The organism is Mesorhizobium sp. M1A.F.Ca.IN.022.06.1.1, from assembly GCF_003952605.1.
Classification (GTDB): domain Bacteria; phylum Pseudomonadota; class Alphaproteobacteria; order Rhizobiales; family Rhizobiaceae; genus Mesorhizobium.
In genome coordinates this window covers 5,899,299-5,914,819 of record NZ_CP034455.1, presented here as the reverse complement: position 1 = coordinate 5,914,819, position 15,521 = coordinate 5,899,299, and the positions used below count along the sequence as shown (strand labels likewise).

General features: G+C 62.8%; 15 protein-coding genes and 2 tRNA genes. 9 read left to right on the top strand and 8 right to left on the bottom strand.

Annotation, left to right across the window (positions count from 1 at the left end):
* From EJ078_RS28095 to EJ078_RS28085, 3 genes are all read left to right on the top strand, one after another.
* Complete coding sequence (locus EJ078_RS28095) at positions 1 to 1,041, top strand: sugar ABC transporter substrate-binding protein (RefSeq protein WP_066995049.1); 1,041 nt, start codon at positions 1 to 3, stop codon at positions 1,039 to 1,041.
* 97 nt (positions 1,042 to 1,138) lie between these two features.
* The gene (locus EJ078_RS28090; protein ID WP_127216149.1) at positions 1,139 to 2,134 is read left to right on the top strand and encodes an ABC transporter permease; all 996 of its coding nucleotides are present in this window, start codon (positions 1,139 to 1,141) and stop codon (positions 2,132 to 2,134) included.
* Between the two features lie 13 nt (positions 2,135 to 2,147).
* Positions 2,148 to 2,918 carry an SDR family oxidoreductase gene (locus EJ078_RS28085; RefSeq protein ID WP_127216150.1) on the top strand — a complete coding sequence of 257 codons (771 nt, stop codon included), beginning with the start codon at positions 2,148 to 2,150 and terminating at the stop codon, positions 2,916 to 2,918.
* A 22-nt stretch (positions 2,919 to 2,940) separates the two neighbouring features.
* On the opposite strand, the gene EJ078_RS28080 is transcribed toward EJ078_RS28085, so the two are convergent.
* Positions 2,941 to 3,016: transfer RNA gene (locus EJ078_RS28080), tRNA-Val, on the bottom strand.
* A gap of 219 nt (positions 3,017 to 3,235) precedes the next feature.
* Between EJ078_RS28080 and EJ078_RS28075 the strand changes: the two genes are divergently transcribed.
* Both EJ078_RS28075 and EJ078_RS28070 read left to right on the top strand, forming a co-directional pair.
* Positions 3,236 to 3,312 (top strand) — tRNA-Asp (locus tag EJ078_RS28075).
* Between the two features lie 229 nt (positions 3,313 to 3,541).
* The gene (locus EJ078_RS28070; protein ID WP_127404191.1) at positions 3,542 to 4,888 is read left to right on the top strand and encodes an FAD-binding oxidoreductase; all 1,347 of its coding nucleotides are present in this window, start codon (positions 3,542 to 3,544) and stop codon (positions 4,886 to 4,888) included.
* A gap of 452 nt (positions 4,889 to 5,340) precedes the next feature.
* Here EJ078_RS28070 and EJ078_RS28065 read toward each other — a convergent pair whose 3' ends face one another.
* The 4 genes from EJ078_RS28065 to ugpC form a co-directional block, all read right to left on the bottom strand.
* Positions 5,341 to 5,592: a hypothetical protein gene (locus EJ078_RS28065; RefSeq protein WP_245322422.1), complete on the bottom strand. Its 252-nt coding sequence runs from the start codon at positions 5,590 to 5,592 to the stop codon at positions 5,341 to 5,343.
* A gap of 293 nt (positions 5,593 to 5,885) precedes the next feature.
* A complete protein-coding gene (gene rbsK / locus EJ078_RS28060; protein WP_067328238.1) occupies positions 5,886 to 6,815 on the bottom strand; it encodes a ribokinase in 930 nt (309 codons plus the stop codon).
* Positions 6,816 to 6,819: 4 nt separating this feature from the next.
* Positions 6,820 to 7,272 carry an RbsD/FucU family protein gene (locus EJ078_RS28055; RefSeq protein WP_066998829.1) on the bottom strand — a complete coding sequence of 151 codons (453 nt, stop codon included), beginning with the start codon at positions 7,270 to 7,272 and terminating at the stop codon, positions 6,820 to 6,822.
* 24 nt (positions 7,273 to 7,296) lie between these two features.
* Complete coding sequence (gene ugpC / locus EJ078_RS28050) at positions 7,297 to 8,355, bottom strand: sn-glycerol-3-phosphate ABC transporter ATP-binding protein UgpC (RefSeq protein WP_067328236.1); 1,059 nt, start codon at positions 8,353 to 8,355, stop codon at positions 7,297 to 7,299.
* 278 nt (positions 8,356 to 8,633) lie between these two features.
* Here ugpC and EJ078_RS28045 point away from each other — a divergent pair, with 278 nt between their 5' ends.
* From EJ078_RS28045 to EJ078_RS28035, 3 genes are all read left to right on the top strand, one after another.
* Entirely contained in the window at positions 8,634 to 10,298 is a 1,665-nt protein-coding gene (locus tag EJ078_RS28045) for a sugar ABC transporter substrate-binding protein (RefSeq protein ID WP_067328234.1), read from the top strand.
* Positions 10,299 to 10,450: 152 nt separating this feature from the next.
* Entirely contained in the window at positions 10,451 to 11,572 is a 1,122-nt protein-coding gene (locus EJ078_RS28040) for a sugar ABC transporter permease (protein WP_095802242.1), read from the top strand.
* A gap of 8 nt (positions 11,573 to 11,580) precedes the next feature.
* Positions 11,581 to 12,498, top strand: coding sequence for a carbohydrate ABC transporter permease (locus EJ078_RS28035; RefSeq protein WP_067328232.1), 918 nt, complete (start codon positions 11,581 to 11,583; stop codon positions 12,496 to 12,498).
* Between the two features lie 39 nt (positions 12,499 to 12,537).
* Here the strand turns inward: EJ078_RS28035 and EJ078_RS28030 are convergent, their stop codons facing one another.
* A complete protein-coding gene (locus EJ078_RS28030) occupies positions 12,538 to 13,281 on the bottom strand; it encodes a creatininase family protein (RefSeq protein WP_067328230.1) in 744 nt (247 codons plus the stop codon).
* A 4-nt stretch (positions 13,282 to 13,285) separates the two neighbouring features.
* The gene (locus EJ078_RS28025) at positions 13,286 to 13,852 is read right to left on the bottom strand and encodes an SIS domain-containing protein (RefSeq protein WP_067328228.1); all 567 of its coding nucleotides are present in this window, start codon (positions 13,850 to 13,852) and stop codon (positions 13,286 to 13,288) included.
* 186 nt (positions 13,853 to 14,038) lie between these two features.
* Here EJ078_RS28025 and EJ078_RS28020 point away from each other — a divergent pair, with 186 nt between their 5' ends.
* Positions 14,039 to 15,061, top strand: coding sequence for an aldo/keto reductase (locus tag EJ078_RS28020; protein WP_127215145.1), 1,023 nt, complete (start codon positions 14,039 to 14,041; stop codon positions 15,059 to 15,061).
* 82 nt (positions 15,062 to 15,143) lie between these two features.
* On the opposite strand, the gene hupB is transcribed toward EJ078_RS28020, so the two are convergent.
* Positions 15,144 to 15,416, bottom strand: coding sequence for a DNA-binding protein HupB (hupB, locus tag EJ078_RS28015; RefSeq protein WP_027166452.1), 273 nt, complete (start codon positions 15,414 to 15,416; stop codon positions 15,144 to 15,146).
* Positions 15,417 to 15,521 lie beyond the last annotated feature (105 nt).

Below are 15,521 nucleotides of genomic sequence, written 5' to 3'. Positions count from 1 at the left end.
ATGAAGCGAATGCTACTTTCTGTCTTCGGTATCCTGGCCCTGGCCATTGCCACGCTCACGCCGGCATTCGCCCAGTCCAAGGGTACCGTCTACTACCTGGTGCCGACCTTGCTCGACGAATTCCAGACCGGCTCGGTGAGCGCGCTGGAACTGTTTCTGAAACAGGTCGGCTACGAGATGAAGACGCTGAACGCCGACAACAAGACCGACGCTCAGCAATCGCAGATGAACGACGTGATTGCGCTTAAGCCGAAGGCGATCATCCTCGCCGCGGTCGATTTCAATGCGTTGAAGCCATCCGTTGAAGCCGCCCGCGCGGCCGGCATCCCTGTGGTCGAGTTCGACCGCCAAATCACCGCCACGCCGTCCGACTTCACATCGGTCGCCGGCACGGTCGAGATCGGCCACATTGCGGCGGAGCAGGCCGAAGCGCTGCTGAAGGCCAAGCATGGCTCGGTCAAGGGCAAGATCCTGCAGGTGCTCGGCGATCCCGGCGATCCCTACACGCTCGACATCCAGAAGGGTTTCGAGGAGAAGATGAAGGCGTTTCCGGACGTCAAGATCATCTCGCTGCCCGCCATGCAGTGGGAGGCGAGCAACGCCGGCACCATCGTCGCCGACCAGATCTTGGCCAATCCCGACATCGACCTGATCTTCAGCCACGCTGCGCATCTTTCGGTCGCGGGCGTTGCCTCGCTGGAGGCCGCCGGTAAGAAGCCGGGCGATGTGATGATGATGAGCTCGAACGGCGCGCCGGTCGGCCTCGACCTGATCCGCAAGGGTTGGCTCAACGTCGAAGTCGAACAGCCGCTCTACGCCCAGGCCGCGGCCGTCGCCATGTTCATGGACAAGGTCGTCAACAAGCAGGAGATCAAGCCCGGCGAGTACGACGTGCTCGGCCTGAAGTCGGTGGTGACCAAAGAAGCCTGGGGCCCGAACATCAAGATCCCAGGCGCGGCGATCACCAAGGAGAATGTCGACAACCCCGCTTTCTGGGGCAACCTGAAGCCGCCGACGGATACCGTTAAGCCCGTCGAGTAGGCCTTTTCCATCGAGCTCCGGGCCTCCCGGCCCGGAGCCTCGCGGGCCCGCCCCGCGGCAGCCGCATATTCAAATTCGACGCTAACCGGATCGGCCGATGAGCCCACGCACCCGCCACAGTCTCGAGCTTGTGCTCGACAATCTCGTCTGGTTCATGCTGGTCTTCGTGCTGGCCGTGTTCTCGACCCTCATTCCGAACTTCTTCCAGCTCGGCATCTTCGCCAACATCGTCGAGGCATCGAGCGTGCTGGGCGTGATGTCGATCGGCCTGGCGCTGGTCATCATTGCCGGTCACATGGACCTGTCGGTTGAATCGGTCGCGGCGCTCAGCGCCATGGCAGTCGGCATCATGTTCTGCTCGTCAGGCATCGGCCTCGGCCTGCAGTTGCATCCGGACTGGCTGATGGTGCCGGTCTCGCTCGCCGTAGCCCTGGCGGTGGGAGCCATTATCGGCGTCATCAACGGTTTCCTCATCGTCAGGCTGCAGATGAGCGCCTTCATCATCACGCTTGCCTCCTATATCTGGGTGCGCGGCCTGGTGCTTGTCGTTTCAGGCGGACGCTCGGCGCAGGATTTGGCGCCGACCATCCGCTGGTTCGGTATCCAGCGGCTCGCCGGCCTGCCGCTCACTGCCTGGATCGCTGTCGGCTGCTTCGTCGCCTTCTCGCTGATTCTCGCCAAGACGCCGTTCGGCCGGCATCTGGTGATGATCGGCGGCAACGAGACCGCGACCTTCCGCGCCGGCATCCGCGTCAACCGCAACCTGATCATCGCCTTCGTGCTTGCCGGCGCCATCGCCGGCCTCGCCGGCTGGCTGCTCGCCATCCGCACCTCCGGCGCCACCGCCAATCTCGGCGTCGGCCTGCTCTTCAACGCCTTCGCCGCCGTCGTCATTGGCGGCGTCAGCCTGAAAGGCGGCGTCGGCACCCTGCCCGGCGTCTATGCCGGCGTGCTGCTTCTGTCGGCCATCAACACCGCCATCAACCTCATGGCCCTGCCGGCCAACTTCACCCAGGTCATCCACGGCTTGCTGGTGCTGGCGGCCGTGCTTCTCGACGCTTTCAAGCAAACCATTCGCCAAAGGCTCGCATGACAGGACGGCTGGCATGACCGGAAGCATCGAAGGCAAGGTGGCGGTGATCGTCGGGGCCGCGCGTGGCATCGGCAGGGGCATAGCCCAGCGCTTCACCGAGGAAGGCGCCAGCCTTGTGCTGGCCGACAGTGAAGCCGAAGCCGGCAGAGCGAGCGCCGACGAACTTGGTGCCGCCTTCATCCGCACCGATATTTCCAAGATGTCCGACGCCGAAGCGGTGGTGGCATTGGCGCTGCAGCGTCACGGCCGCCTCGACATCATCGTCCAGAACGCCGGCATCTATCCCTGGCAACTGATCGAGAACACCAGCCCGGAAGATTGGGACCGGGTCATGGCGGTCAATCTGCGCGGCAGCTTCAACGCCGCCCGGGCAGCGCTTCCACCGATGAAGGCTCAGGGCAGCGGTCGCATGCTCTTCACCTCTTCTATTACCGGCCCGCAGGTGAGCAGCCCCGGCCACGGCCATTATTCGGCAAGCAAGGCCGGCATCAACGGCTTCATCCGCGCGGCGGCGCTGGAGTTTTCCGGCTATGGCATCACCGTCAACGGCGTCGAGCCGGGCAACATCCTGACCGAGGGCATGAAGCTTCACCGCGATGCCGCCTTCATTAAGAGCATGGAGGACGCCGTGCCGCTCGGACGTCTCGGCACGCCGCGCGACGTCGCCAACGCCTTCCTGTTCCTGGCCTCCGATGACGCCAGCTACATCACCGGCACGACGATCGTCGTTGATGGCGGCCAGCTCCTGCCCGAAGGCCAGGATTTCCGCCTGACGCCGCCGTGAGTTCTTGATTGTGCCGGGAAACTGGTGGGCGATGACGGGCTCGAACCGCCGACATCTTCGGTGTAAACGAAGCGCTCTACCAACTGAGCTAATCGCCCGCTCCGGGCCGGACCTTTAAGCAGTTAGAGCTCTATTCGCAAGGCCCAATGAACAGCCGGCGCACCCGCTATCGGACGGGATTTCGCCAATGCCGGCGCACTTGTCAAAAAACCTTCTGCTGATTGCTGTTATGCTCACATGCCGCGCTTGACACCCGCAAACGAACCCCTTATCCAGCGCCCCAACGACGAACACGCCTGACACGTGCTCGTCAGTGCGCGGGTGTAGCTCAGTCGGTTAGAGTGCCGGCCTGTCACGCCGGAGGTCGCGGGTTCGAGCCCCGTCACTCGCGCCAGTCTTTTCAAGGGTTTAGGCCCTGCTCTTCAAAAGCTTGAACTTTCATTTTCCGGAGAGTTTCAACTTTTTGTATTCGCTGCGGCCAACATTCGCGATCCACCGCGTCTGAATTGGCGACTACGGGAGCCGCTCGTCAGGCGCCTGTGCTCCACCTTCCCCAGAACTGCCTCAAGAAAGGTTGGCTGCCGGTGGGCCATAGCTGACGCAGCCTTTTCAGGATTCTCCCCTTGCCTACTTTCCCGTTCTCCGAAGCAGATCCGATTCAATTTCCCGGCCCGCCTCCAAAAAGCGCTGACGTGGTCATTATCGGCGGCGGCGTTATCGGCGTTGCGACAGCGCTTTTTCTTGCGCGGCGCAACATCTCGGTGACGCTGTTGGAAAAGGGACGCATCGCCGCCGAACAGTCCTCCCGCAATTGGGGATGGATCCGCAAACAGGGACGCGATGCGGACGAACTGCCGATCGTGATCGAGGCGTCGCGTCATTGGCGGCAACTGGCCGAGGAATGCGGCGAAGACATCGGCTTGAAGCAGACCGGCGTGACTTACCTGGCAGGCTCCGACCGCGAAATGGCCCGCTTCGAAAAATTCCTGAAGATCGCTGCCGCCCATGAGATCGACACGCGCCTGCTGAACGCACGGGAAACCGCCGGTCTCATCAAAGGCATGTCGCGCAGTTTCAAGGGCGCGATGACAACGCCTTCCGACATGCGGGCGGAGCCTTGGCTGGCCGTGCCCGCACTCGCCCGGCTTGCCGCCCGCAAGGGCGTCAAGATTGTGGAGAATTGCGCGGCGCGAGCCCTGGAAATCTCGGCCGGGAGGATCAGGGGAGTGTGGACAGAGGCGGGTCACATCGAGACGTCGAGCGTTCTGCTCGCCGGCGGTGCGTGGTCTTCTCTGTTCCTGAGAAGACATGGCGTTTCCATTCCCCAGCTCAGTGTAAGGTCGACCGTCGCGGCAACCGAGGCGATGCCTGAAGTCTATGCAGGAGCCGCGGCAGGAGAGCATATCGCTTTCAGACGCCGACAGGATGGCGGATACACGCTCGCTGCCGGAGGCAGTCATTTGCTTCACCTTGGCCCAGACGCATTCCGGCATGCGAAGAAATACCTTCCCGCGCTTATGGCCAATCCTTTCGGCTCACGCTATTCGCCGGCTGCGCCGGCGGGCTACCCGGATGGCTGGTCGACGCCGCGTCACTGGGCGCCGGATTCGCAAAGTCCTTTCGAAACAATGCGGGTGCTAAATCCGGCTCCCGAACGCTCTGGTCTGCGTTCCATCGAGCGCAATTTCAGTCGCCTGTTCCCACAGCTCGACGCGGTGCGCCTAAAGGCATGCTGGGCTGGCATGATCGACGCGATGCCGGACGTCGTTCCCATTGTGGACAAAGTGCAGGCGATAGCTGGCCTCGTTGTCGCAACCGGCATGAGCGGCCACGGCTTCGGTATCGGACCCGGAATCGGCCGCGTCGTCGCCGACATGATCCAGGGAAACCAGATCGGGCACGATCTCACCCGCTTTCGCCTGTCGCGCTTTTCTGACGGAAGCGCCATTCGGCCGGGCCCGGCCCTCTAGAGCAAGTCACCGACCGGCCAGCCTGCTCTGAGCAGCAAAATTCTTCAGCTGCGCTTCGGCGCCCCTATTCACTCGCCCAATATCACACCGGAGGCGACAATCTGCGCGGTTCGGGCGGTGAGCTTCTCGCGCTTTACAAGCGTGGGCTTTTTATAGCGGTTTTTCATCTCACCGTTCCGGGAAACCAGGCTGCCTGTGCTGGTCAAGACGGTGAACGCGCTGGCACTGCTTGCGTTCCGCAGGCGCGTTTGGCGGGTTGAGCCAGCCTTGGCCGGCCCCGGTCATCAAGCCATGGCACGTAATCGCAACGGCTTTACGTTTCCGAAAACCCAGGTCTTGAAAGCCTTGTCGGCTCGAACTGCTGCCCGGTCGCGCAGTTCCACGAGAAGGGCGGGACGGTTTGGTCGTCGCCAAGGGTTTACGGTCTGCACTCGCTCGGGAGGGTGAGCCCTCTAGTGTGGACGCGCTCGCTGCACCGGTGGCGCCGCATTTGCCGATATAAAGTCAGCTCCAGTGCCTTGCGATCCCCGCTTGTAGATGAGCCGCATGACCAGTCCGGCATATCCAATCTGGAGAATGATCATTGCAAGCATAGCGCAGCCGAGCGCCTTCCAGGCGGAGCCGGTTTGCAACCCGACCCAGATTGCGACGGTGAACGACGTCGCGAACATGCCCACCAGAAATTGCGGAAAATACATCGCCATTACCCTCGACCCTTAAAGCGCCGCCGCTCCATCGCGGAGCGGCGGGCCCCCAAAATAGCCCCCCGGCTACCGAGGCACGGTCCACCCCGGCATTGCTGACAGTGCAATTGCGATGCCAGACACGGTGGCCCATTACGGGACACCTATGCCGTTGATGCAAGGCGTTGGCGCCGATTAATATTAACCGTGGCTAATATGCAACCCTGGGGGCCGTGAGAGACCAACTTCTGTGAGTTGTGGTCAAGCCGATGGCCGGCTAGCGCCGCTGAAACGCCACGCGAGATTTGGCGGCTTCAACCGCGCGCCAGCAGCGCCTCGACTTCCTGGAGCGTCGGCATCGAAGGCGCGGTACCCGGCCGGGTCACCGAAATGCCTGCGACGGCACAGGCGAAGCGCACCGCCTCCAGCGGCTCGACGCCCTTGGCAAGCGCTGCCGCCAGTCCGCCATTGAAGGCGTCGCCCGCCCCCGTGGTTTCGATTACAGGGCCGGCAGTGACGGCGCCGACGTGATCGGATCGCTCCCTGGTGTGCAGCAGCGCGCCCTTCTCGCCAAGCGTCACGATAACGGCGCCGACGCCCTTTGCCAGCAGGCTGTCGGCGGCGCGGCGGGCATCGTCGACCGAAGAGACGGCGATGCCGGTCAGCCCCTCGGCCTCGGACTCGTTGGGTGTGACGTAGTCGCAAAGCGCGTAGATGCTGTCCGGCAGGGTGGCGGCCGGCGCCGGGTTAAGAATGGTAGTCACCCCTGCCCCGCGCGCGATTTGCAAAGCTTTCAGCGCCGCGTCAATCGGCTGCTCGAGCTGGGTGACAAAGACGCCCGCCGAGCGGATCAGGTCAGCATGCGCCTCGATGTCAGCGGACGAGATCAGCATCGCAGCACCCGGGCTCACGATGATGGCGTTGTTGCCGCTGCCCTCCTCGACAAAGATATAAGCCGCCCCGGTGTAGCTGTCCGGCGTGTCGATGACCGCGCTCTTGACGCCCGCATCCTTCCACGTCTGCTTGGCCATGTCGGCGAAGGCATCGATGCCGAGCCGGGTCAGGAAGGTGATGTCGGCGCCGAGTTTGCCGGCTGCGACCGCCTGGTTCGAGCCCTTGCCGCCGGGTCCGAGCTTGAACGAATTGCCGAGGATCGTCTCGCCCATGCGCGGCTGGCGGTCGGCGCGATAGGCGGTGTCGGCGACGAAGACACCCAGGATGACGACTGGCTTGCTGGCGGACATCTCCTTACTCCGCATCCGGCGGAATGACGCCCTTGCGGAAGGCAAAGCAGCCATAGAAGCGGCGCTCACCGGTCTGGATGACGCAATACGCCTTCTTCGCCCGCTCGTAGAAGGCGTAGCGCTCGATCGAGATCATCGGCCAGGGTTTGCCCTCGGCCGCGTCGATTTCCTGCTGCACCTCCTTCTGCACCGGCGGGATCTCGTTCGGCTTGCCGACGATCTCCATGCGCGCGGCCGCGTCGTTGACGAAGCTGTCCAGCGGATAGAGCGACAGCACCGCCTTCACCACTTCGGCCGCCGGCGCATCGATGCGCAGCAGCTTGCCGAGCACCGTCTGCTTGGCGACGGAGTCGGATGGGAAATTGGTGTCCGCGATGATCAGGTCGTCGCCGTGCCCCATCGCCCGCAGTGCCTGGAGCACGTCGGCGTTGAGCAGCGGATTGATCCCTTTGAGCATGGTTTCCTCGATGTGTGTTTGCGGTCAGAGACGCTTGCCGGTCCCTGCGTCGAAGAGATGGACATGGTCGAGCCGCGGCCTGAGCTTCAGCGTATCGCCAGGCTTGAAGTCGTGACGCTCGCGGAACAGCGCCACCATCTCGCCCTCGCCGAAGCGCACGAACACCAGCGTTTCCGAGCCGGTCGGCTCGACCACCGAAATCGTGGACGCCACACCGTCGGGATGGATCTCCAGATGCTCGGGACGGACGCCATAGACGACGGCCTGGCCGTCCGCCGCGGCGATGCTGGCAGGCATCGGAAAGGCCGAGCCTGCTATGTCGACCTCGGACCTTTCACCCTTCTTCACCGTGCCCTTGAGCAGGTTCATCGCCGGCGAGCCGATGAAGCCCGCGACGAACAGGTTGGCCGGCCGGTCGAACAGTTGCAGCGGCGCGCCGATCTGCTCGATGCGGCCGTCGCGCATCACCACGATCTTGTCGGCCATGGTCATGGCCTCGATCTGGTCGTGTGTGACGTAGATGGTGGTGGTCTTCAGCCGCTGATGCAGTTCCTTGATCTCGGTGCGCATCTGCACGCGCAGCTTGGCATCGAGGTTTGAGAGCGGCTCGTCGAACAGAAACACCTGCGGGTTGCGCACGATCGCGCGGCCCATGGCGACGCGCTGGCGCTGGCCGCCGGAAAGCTGGCGCGGATAGCGCTTGAGATAGGGATTGAGGTCGAGGATGTCGGCCGCACGCTTCACCCGCTCGGCGACGATGGCCGGATCGGTGCCGCGCAGCTTCAGCGCGAAAGCCATGTTCTGCTCCACCGTCTTGTGCGGATAGAGCGCGTAGTTCTGGAACACCATGGCGATGTCGCGCTTGGCCGGCGGCAGGTTGTTGACGATGCGGTCGCCGATCGAAATCGTTCCGCCGGAAACCGTTTCCAGCCCCGCCACCATCCGCAGCAGCGTGGACTTGCCGCAGCCCGAAGGGCCGACCAGGACGACGAATTGACCGTCGGCGATATCGACGCTGACCTCATGTAGAACCTTGACGGTTCCGAAAGCCTTGGCCACATTGGCGATCGCGACTTGAGCCATTGTCTCCCCTATCTTTTTCGGTGAAGCTAGCCATTGCCAACGGCAAGGGCAAGTCGGTATCTTATAGATAAAAAGCCAATCTTGTTGACAAGGTAATCGATTACGCGAATAGTGACGAGTGCCAATCCGAATGCCGGTCCTTGTCCCGAAAATCGGATCTCCAGGCGACGCAGGGTGGGGTCCCACGCTGCCCTATGGTATAGGAGAACCGCAGACGTTTCGACGTCGAGAGATTGGCAGAATCAATTCACGACTGAAGTTCTGGGAGGAACCTTGAGATGAGAGTCGATCTTTACGAAAAACTGGTGCGTGCCGGGGCCACCCGCCGCGATTTGCTGAAGGGCGCGGCCAGCATGGCGGCGCTCGCAGCGGCGTCCGGCACGGGGCTTGGCGCGCTGACTAGGCCGGCGGCTGCCGCCGACGACCTGCGCGCGAAAATCCTGCAGATACCCGGCGTCGGCAAAGGCCAGCCGACGGACGCCGACTTCCAGAAAGTCGGTGAGCTCTGCCTGGAAGCGACCAAGGCCAACGTCAAGCAAGGCGAGTTCGCCGGTGTCGAGCTCACCTTCATGGGCCTCAACAACCAGAACCTGCACAACGTGCTGTTCCGCGGCTTCCTGAAGCCGTGGGAGGCCTATACCGGCGCCAAGATCAGCTGGATCGACCTCGCCCAGGCCGACTACAACGCCCGTCTGCAACAGTCGATCGCGACCAAAACCGTCGACTTCGACATCATCGAGATGGGTGCGCCCTTCGAGGGCGACGTCTGCGGCAAGGGCCTCACCTCGGAGATGCCCGACTGGGTCAAGAAGCAGATCGACATGGACGATCTCGTCAACTACCTCAAGCCGCCGGTCGGCACCTGGGACGGCAAGCAGTATCGCGTGACCATCGACGGCGATACGCACAACTTCAACTACCGCACCGACGTATTCTCCGATCCCGACCTCGCCAAGGCCTGGAAGGAGAGCGGCGCGACGACCGAATGGGGCGTGCCCAAGACTTGGCAGGAAGTGCAGGCCGTCACCAAGTTCCTCAAGGGCAAGCAGTTCAAGGGCCAGGACGTCTATGGCTATCTCGACGCGCCCAAGCCCTGGGGCGGCTTCGGTTTCTACTTCCTCGGCAGCCGCGCCTCTGCCTATGCCAAGCACCCCGACGACAAGGCCTGGCTGTTCGATCCGGATACGATGAAGCCGCGCATCAACAACCCGGCTTGGGTGCGGGCCATCCAGGACGTCATCGACGCCCTGCCCTCGGAGCCGCCGGATCAGATCAACGCCGATCCGAACACCACCGGCTTCCAGCAGTTCCTGGCCGGCACTGGCTCGATGATCCCGTGGTGGGGCGATATCGGCTCCAACGTCAAGACCAACGACTCCTCGGTCATCGGCGACGTCACCGGCTTCTCGATCCTGCCGGGCTCGGACGACGTCTACAATTCGAAGACCGGCAAGTGGGACAAGCTGGCCAGCGGCCCGAACTATGCGCCGAACTGCGCCTATCTCGGCTGGGGCGTCTATGTCATGGCCCGCGTCGACAGCGACGAGAAGAAGAAGAAGGCGGCGTGGTCGGCGGCGGCCCATCTCGGCGGCAAGGATCTGTCGCTGTGGTGCGCGGCCTATCCTTCCGGCTTCCAGCCCTACCGCAACTCCCATTTCAACATTCCGGAATGGGTGGCGGCCGGCTATGACGAGGCCTTCATCACCTCCTATCTGAAGTCGGAGGGCGACTCCTACAACCATCCGAACGCCGCGATCGAGCCGCGCATCCCCGGCATCTTCCAGTACTACAGCGCCGCCGAGGACATCCTGGCCAACACCTTCGCCGGCAAGATGAAGGCGCAGGAAGGTGCGGATGCCATCGCCGCCGCCTGGGAGAAGCTGACCGACCAGATCGGCCGCGAGAACCAAATCAAGCTCTACAAAGCCTCGCTCGGCATGTAGGCTGTCCCGTGAGAAGTCGCGGCCCGGCGACCTCGTCGCCGGGCCGCATGTTGACCGGCAATGGCCGGTCATTTGGACTTCCAGCAATTCCAGGAAAAGCGTGAAGCGGTTTTCCTCCGGAATTGCATCAAAGCAAGGTAGAGGCGAGAGGCGTGGCTGAGCAGACTTCAACCGCCAATGCATGGCCGGCTAACTCCGCAGCGGCCGATCTGATCCCTCCCGGCCGCAAGCGCCTCGGCTGGGCCCTGATGATCGCCGCGACGCTCGTGCTGCTGGCGACGATCGTCATGCAGATCCTTTACAAGACTGAGGTCGACACGATCGGCTTCTATACCTGGCGTCCGGTGGTCTACGCCTATGTGCTGTGGGGCGTGGCGCTCGGCGCCTGGCAAGTGCTGACGCGCGGCGAGGACGGCCAGCGCGCGCTGTTCCTGCTGCCGGCGCTGCTCTTCACCGTCGCCATGGTGATCTTCCCGACGCTGTTCGGCTTCTATATCGCGCTGACCGACTGGAACCTCAGCTCCTTCGCTGGCCGCAGGTTCAACGGTCTCGACAATTTCTGGCAGATGCTGGCCGACCCCTACTACCGCAACGCGCTCTTCAACATGGTCCTCTATGTGCTGGCGGTGCTGGTCGAATATGTCATCGCCTTCGGACTGGCGCTGCTGCTCAACGCGCAGATCCGCGCCAGAAAATTCTTCCGTGTGGTCTTCCTGCTGCCGCTCATGCTGTCGCCGGTGGCGGTCTCCTGGATGGTTGGCAAGTCGCTGATGGAATACCGGTTCGGACCGGCATCGACGCTGGCGCGCCATCTCGGCTGGGACAATCCCGCCTTCTTCTCCGACCCGATCATCGCGCGCATCTCGATCATGGTGCTCGACGCCTGGACCTTCATTCCGTTCATGATGATCATGCTGCTCGCCGGCCTGCAGGCCATGTCGCGTGAGGTGATCGAGGCGGCGCGCGTCGACGGCGCGACGACATGGCAGACCTTCTGGCAGGTTACCTTCCCGCTGATGCTGCCGGTGTCCGTGACGGCGGTGATCCTGCGCATCATCTTCAAGCTGAAGCTCGCCGACATCATTATTACGGTGACGTCCGGCGGGCCCGGCGGCGCGACCGATTCCGTTTCGAGCTTCATCTACCGCGAATATCGCGACCGTTCGAATGTCGGCTACGGCACCATGCTCGCCATGGTCTATCTGATCATCATCGTCGTGTTTGTCACCTGGCTGCTGAAGCTCGCCAGTCGCTTCGTGCGCAACGTCAACTGAGCGTCCATATGAGCGTCCAGACCACCGAATATACCGTTTCCGAAATCCGCTCCCCGGCGGCCTTCCTCGCCAGCCGCGTCTTCATCTATGGCGCCCTGGTGTTCTGGTCCTTCGTCTGCCTGTTCCCGATCTATTGGACGATCACCACTTCGTTCAAGTCGGCGGTCGATGTCACGCAGGGGCACCTCATCCCCTTCGTCGACTTCCAGCCAGACTGGAAGGGCTGGCGCTCACTCGGCCTGTCGCCGGATTCGATCGTCCAGACCTCGACGGTGCGCGACGAGTTCCTGAAACGCTTCATGAACTCGGTCATTACCTCTGTCGGCGCGTCGAGCCTCGCCATCATTATCGGCAGCCTGGCCGCCTATGGCCTGACGCGTTACCGCTACAAGTTCGCCTGGTTCAAGAACGAGGATATCTCCTTCTTCTTCCTCTCGCAGCTGATCCTGCCGCCCGTGGTGCTGGCGCTGCCCTTCCTGGTGCTTTACCGCGAAGTGGCCCTGCTCGACACCCGCATCGGCCTTGTGCTCCTCTACACGCTGATGGTGCTGCCGATCGTCATCTGGATCATGCGCGACCAGTTCAACTCCATTCCCGTCGAGCTCGAGGAGGCGGCACTCGTCGACGGCCTGTCGATCTGGGGCGCCTTCTTCCGCATTGTCATGCCGATCGCGCTCCCCGGCATGGTCGCCGCCTTCATCCTGGCGATGGTGCTCTGCTGGAACGAATATTTCTTCGCCGCCCTTCTGACGTCGACGGATGCCAAGACCATCCCCGTGATGGTGGCGAGCCAGACCGGCTCGCAAGGTATCAACTGGTGGTCGATGGCAGCCCTGGCGACGGCAGCCATCACGCCGCTGGCGATCATCGGCATCGCGCTCGAACGCTATCTGATCATGGGCATGACGGCCGGTTCGGTGAAGTAGGCGCCGTGCCCTTCCCCCTTCTTGTGGGGAGAAGTTGAGCTAGACCCGCAATATCGCCCGCAAATGCTCGAGGATCATCGCCACACCCTTCCGGCCCAGCTCGGCCGACGCATCCGATGCGCCTTTTGTGTACCAGCCGGTATTGTCCGCGAAATGACCGGCATCCACCGCTTCGGGACATAGCGCCTGCATCAGCGATGTCTCGCCGATGCCGGCATGGTCGAACGGATATTTGCCGGTCATTGTGGCCGGCATCAGCGGGTGCACCTGCACCCAGTTGAAGACGTTCTCGCCCTGGGCATGGCCGGCATAGTAATCGACCATCGTGTCCGAGCCCCACCAGCCCTCGCCGCGTTCCTTCTCCAGGAAGCGGAAAATTGCCTGCCGGCCGGCGGTCTTGAAGGCGAGATCGGTCGGCATGCCGGCAACGAAATTCTCGGTCTGGTGATGGATGATGGCGTGGATGTTGCGGAAGCCGATGCGCAGCAGGCCGTAGAACAATTCCTCCGCAAAGGGCGCCAGCACCGGACCGCCGACCTGCACCGAGCCGCTGCCTTCCGGCGGCGCCACGGCATAACTCGCCGCGCCATAATAGAAGGGCGGCAGGATGACGATGTCCCGCTCCTTCTCGATAAGCTCGAGCGTCTTGATGACGGCCAGCGTGTCCATGCCGACCGCCATGTGCTCGCCATGGTATTCGAGCACGCCGAGCGGCAGCGCGACCGGCCAGTTCTCCTCGATCGCCTTGCGGATCTGGTGCGGCAGCATCAGTTCGTAGCGCATGCCCCTACTCCATGTTGGTGTGCCGGGCGCGCATCGTCTCCGGCGTTGCGCCGGTGAGCGCCTCGAGTTTCAGCACCATCACCTCGAACAACAGGAAAAGCGCTGCCTCGAACAGCGAGCCCATCGGCAGCACCGAGCTTCTGGCGGCGCCTTGGTCGCTCGCCATGGTCTGGGCCGGAACGAGCAGCGTGAAGTCCGAAAGCTTTGCCGCGCTGCCCGCCGGTTCGGCCGTGAGCAACACCACCTTGGTGCCGGCCGCCCTGGCCACGCGCATCAAGGTGAGAACGGTGGCGGTCTCGCCCGGTCCGGAACTCGCCAGGAATACATCGCCCTGGCCGAGTGGCGGCGTGGTCATATCGCCGACCACCGAAACCGGCAGGCCGAGATGGAAGAGCCGCATTGCGAAACCCTTGACCTGCAGCGCTTCGCGGCCGCAGCCATAGACGACGATCTTGCCAGCGCCGGCGAGCATTGCGCAGGCGGCGTCAACCCGACCGTCATCGATGCGCCCCAACACGGCGCCGAGCTCGCCCAGCGCTGTCGCAAACAACTCCGATCCGGCTTGCGTCATGGCTGCCTAATCCTGTCTGCCGATGTCTTGATAGGCATGCGGCTTTGCGGTCGCGTTCGGCGCGAAACGCTTGTTTTCGTTCATGCTATCACCGCGAAAATTCGTGTCCAACGAGCCTCGGCGCTTTTGCTGTGCCACCGGCGTGATAGTGTCATGTCACAAATCAATCCAGGACATCGTGCGGATATGAAGACACGGCATTTCGACCGCATCGGCAATGGCGGCATCACCTTCACCGAGCTTGGTTTCGGCACCGCGCCGCTCGGCAATCTCTACCGCGCCGTCTCGGACGAGGATGCCAATGCCACGCTGGAGGCGGCATGGAAAACCGGCTGCCGCTATTTCGACACCGCTCCGCTCTATGGCCTTGGCCTTTCCGAAACCCGGCTCAACCCCTTCCTGCGCGGCAAGAAACGCGACGACTATGTGCTGTCGAGCAAGGTCGGCCGCCTCATGCGCGTCTCTGCGCCCGACCAGCGAACCGGCATCGGCAAGTTCTTCGACACGCCCTCGCGCCGGGAAGTTTACGATTACAGTTACGATGGCGTGATGCGTTCCTTCGAGGCCTCGCTGGAGCGTCTCGGCGTCGACCGCATCGACATCCTTTATGTGCACGATGTCGACATCTTCACCCATGGCAGTAAGGAGGCTTCCGACCGGCGCATCGAGGAGTTCATGTCTTCGGGCTATTACGCGCTGCTCGCGCTGCGTGACCAGGGCGTGATCAAGGCCTTCGGAGGCGGTATCAACGAGTGGCAGGTTTGCCAGACGCTCGCCGAGCGCGGCGATTTCGACCTCTTTCTGCTCGCCGGCCGCTACACGCTGCTCGAGCAGGATGCGCTTGCGAGCTTCCTGCCGCTCTGCGAGAAGCGCGGCATCGGCATCGTTCTTGGCGGGCCCTACAATTCCGGCATCCTGGCGACAGGGCCGAAGCCCGGCGCCTTCTACAACTACACAGAGGCGCCAAAAGACGTGCTCGATCGCGTGGCACGCATCGAGGCGGTCTGCAAGCGCCATGGCGTGCGGCTGATCGAGGCGGCGTTGCAGTTCCCGCTGCGGCACCCTTCCGTCATGTCGGTAATACCCGGCGGCCAACGGCCGGCCGAAGTCGAAAGCAACCGTGCACTGCTCGACGTGAAGATCCCGGCAGCTTTGTGGGCGGATCTCAAGCAAGAAGGCCTGATGCGCGCCGACGCGCCTACCGGCTGATGCCACACATGTGCCCCTGGCGCGGGTCACAAAAAGAAGAGCCGGGCAAGCCCGGCTCATCTGATCTTAAAAAGAAAAGGTCTTAGTTGACCGCGTCCTTGAGGCCCTTGCCGGCCGAGAACTTCGGCACGGTGCGCGCCGGAATCTTCACTTCCGCGCCGGTCTGCGGGTTGCGGCCGGTCGAAGCAGCACGTTTTGACACGGTGAAATTTCCGAAGCCGACAAGCCGGACATCGCCGCCCTTCTTCAGTTCGCCAGTGATCACAGAGAACACCGCATCGACGGCGGACTGCGCATCAGCCTTCGAAATGCTTGCGGAGTCGGCGACGGCGGACACCAGTTCGTTCTTGTTCATAAAAATTCCCTTCCATGAGAAAACCGGAACTACGACTCATCCGGCAGGAAACGGACTTTAGAAAGAAGCGTTCCGGAACCCAAGCCGAAAACCGCAGAATTCCGG

Excerpts from the sequence above, each read along its gene's own strand:
- EJ078_RS28095 (WP_066995049.1), top strand. The coding sequence starts at position 1 with ATGAAGCGAATGCTACTTTCTGTCTTCGGTATCCTGGCCCTGGCCATT.
- EJ078_RS28090 (WP_127216149.1), top strand. The coding sequence starts at position 1,139 with ATGAGCCCACGCACCCGCCACAGTCTCGAGCTTGTGCTCGACAATCTC.
- EJ078_RS28085 (WP_127216150.1), top strand. The coding sequence starts at position 2,148 with ATGACCGGAAGCATCGAAGGCAAGGTGGCGGTGATCGTCGGGGCCGCG.
- EJ078_RS28065 (WP_245322422.1), bottom strand. The coding sequence starts at position 5,592 with ATGGCGATGTATTTTCCGCAATTTCTGGTGGGCATGTTCGCGACGTCG.
- rbsK (WP_067328238.1), bottom strand. The coding sequence starts at position 6,815 with ATGTCCGCCAGCAAGCCAGTCGTCATCCTGGGTGTCTTCGTCGCCGAC.
- EJ078_RS28055 (WP_066998829.1), bottom strand. The coding sequence starts at position 7,272 with ATGCTCAAAGGGATCAATCCGCTGCTCAACGCCGACGTGCTCCAGGCA.
- ugpC (WP_067328236.1), bottom strand. The coding sequence starts at position 8,355 with ATGGCTCAAGTCGCGATCGCCAATGTGGCCAAGGCTTTCGGAACCGTC.
- EJ078_RS28045 (WP_067328234.1), top strand. The coding sequence starts at position 8,634 with ATGAGAGTCGATCTTTACGAAAAACTGGTGCGTGCCGGGGCCACCCGC.
- EJ078_RS28035 (WP_067328232.1), top strand. The coding sequence starts at position 11,581 with ATGAGCGTCCAGACCACCGAATATACCGTTTCCGAAATCCGCTCCCCG.
- EJ078_RS28030 (WP_067328230.1), bottom strand. The coding sequence starts at position 13,281 with ATGCGCTACGAACTGATGCTGCCGCACCAGATCCGCAAGGCGATCGAG.
- EJ078_RS28025 (WP_067328228.1), bottom strand. The coding sequence starts at position 13,852 with ATGACGCAAGCCGGATCGGAGTTGTTTGCGACAGCGCTGGGCGAGCTC.
- EJ078_RS28020 (WP_127215145.1), top strand. The coding sequence starts at position 14,039 with ATGAAGACACGGCATTTCGACCGCATCGGCAATGGCGGCATCACCTTC.
- hupB (WP_027166452.1), bottom strand. The coding sequence starts at position 15,416 with ATGAACAAGAACGAACTGGTGTCCGCCGTCGCCGACTCCGCAAGCATT.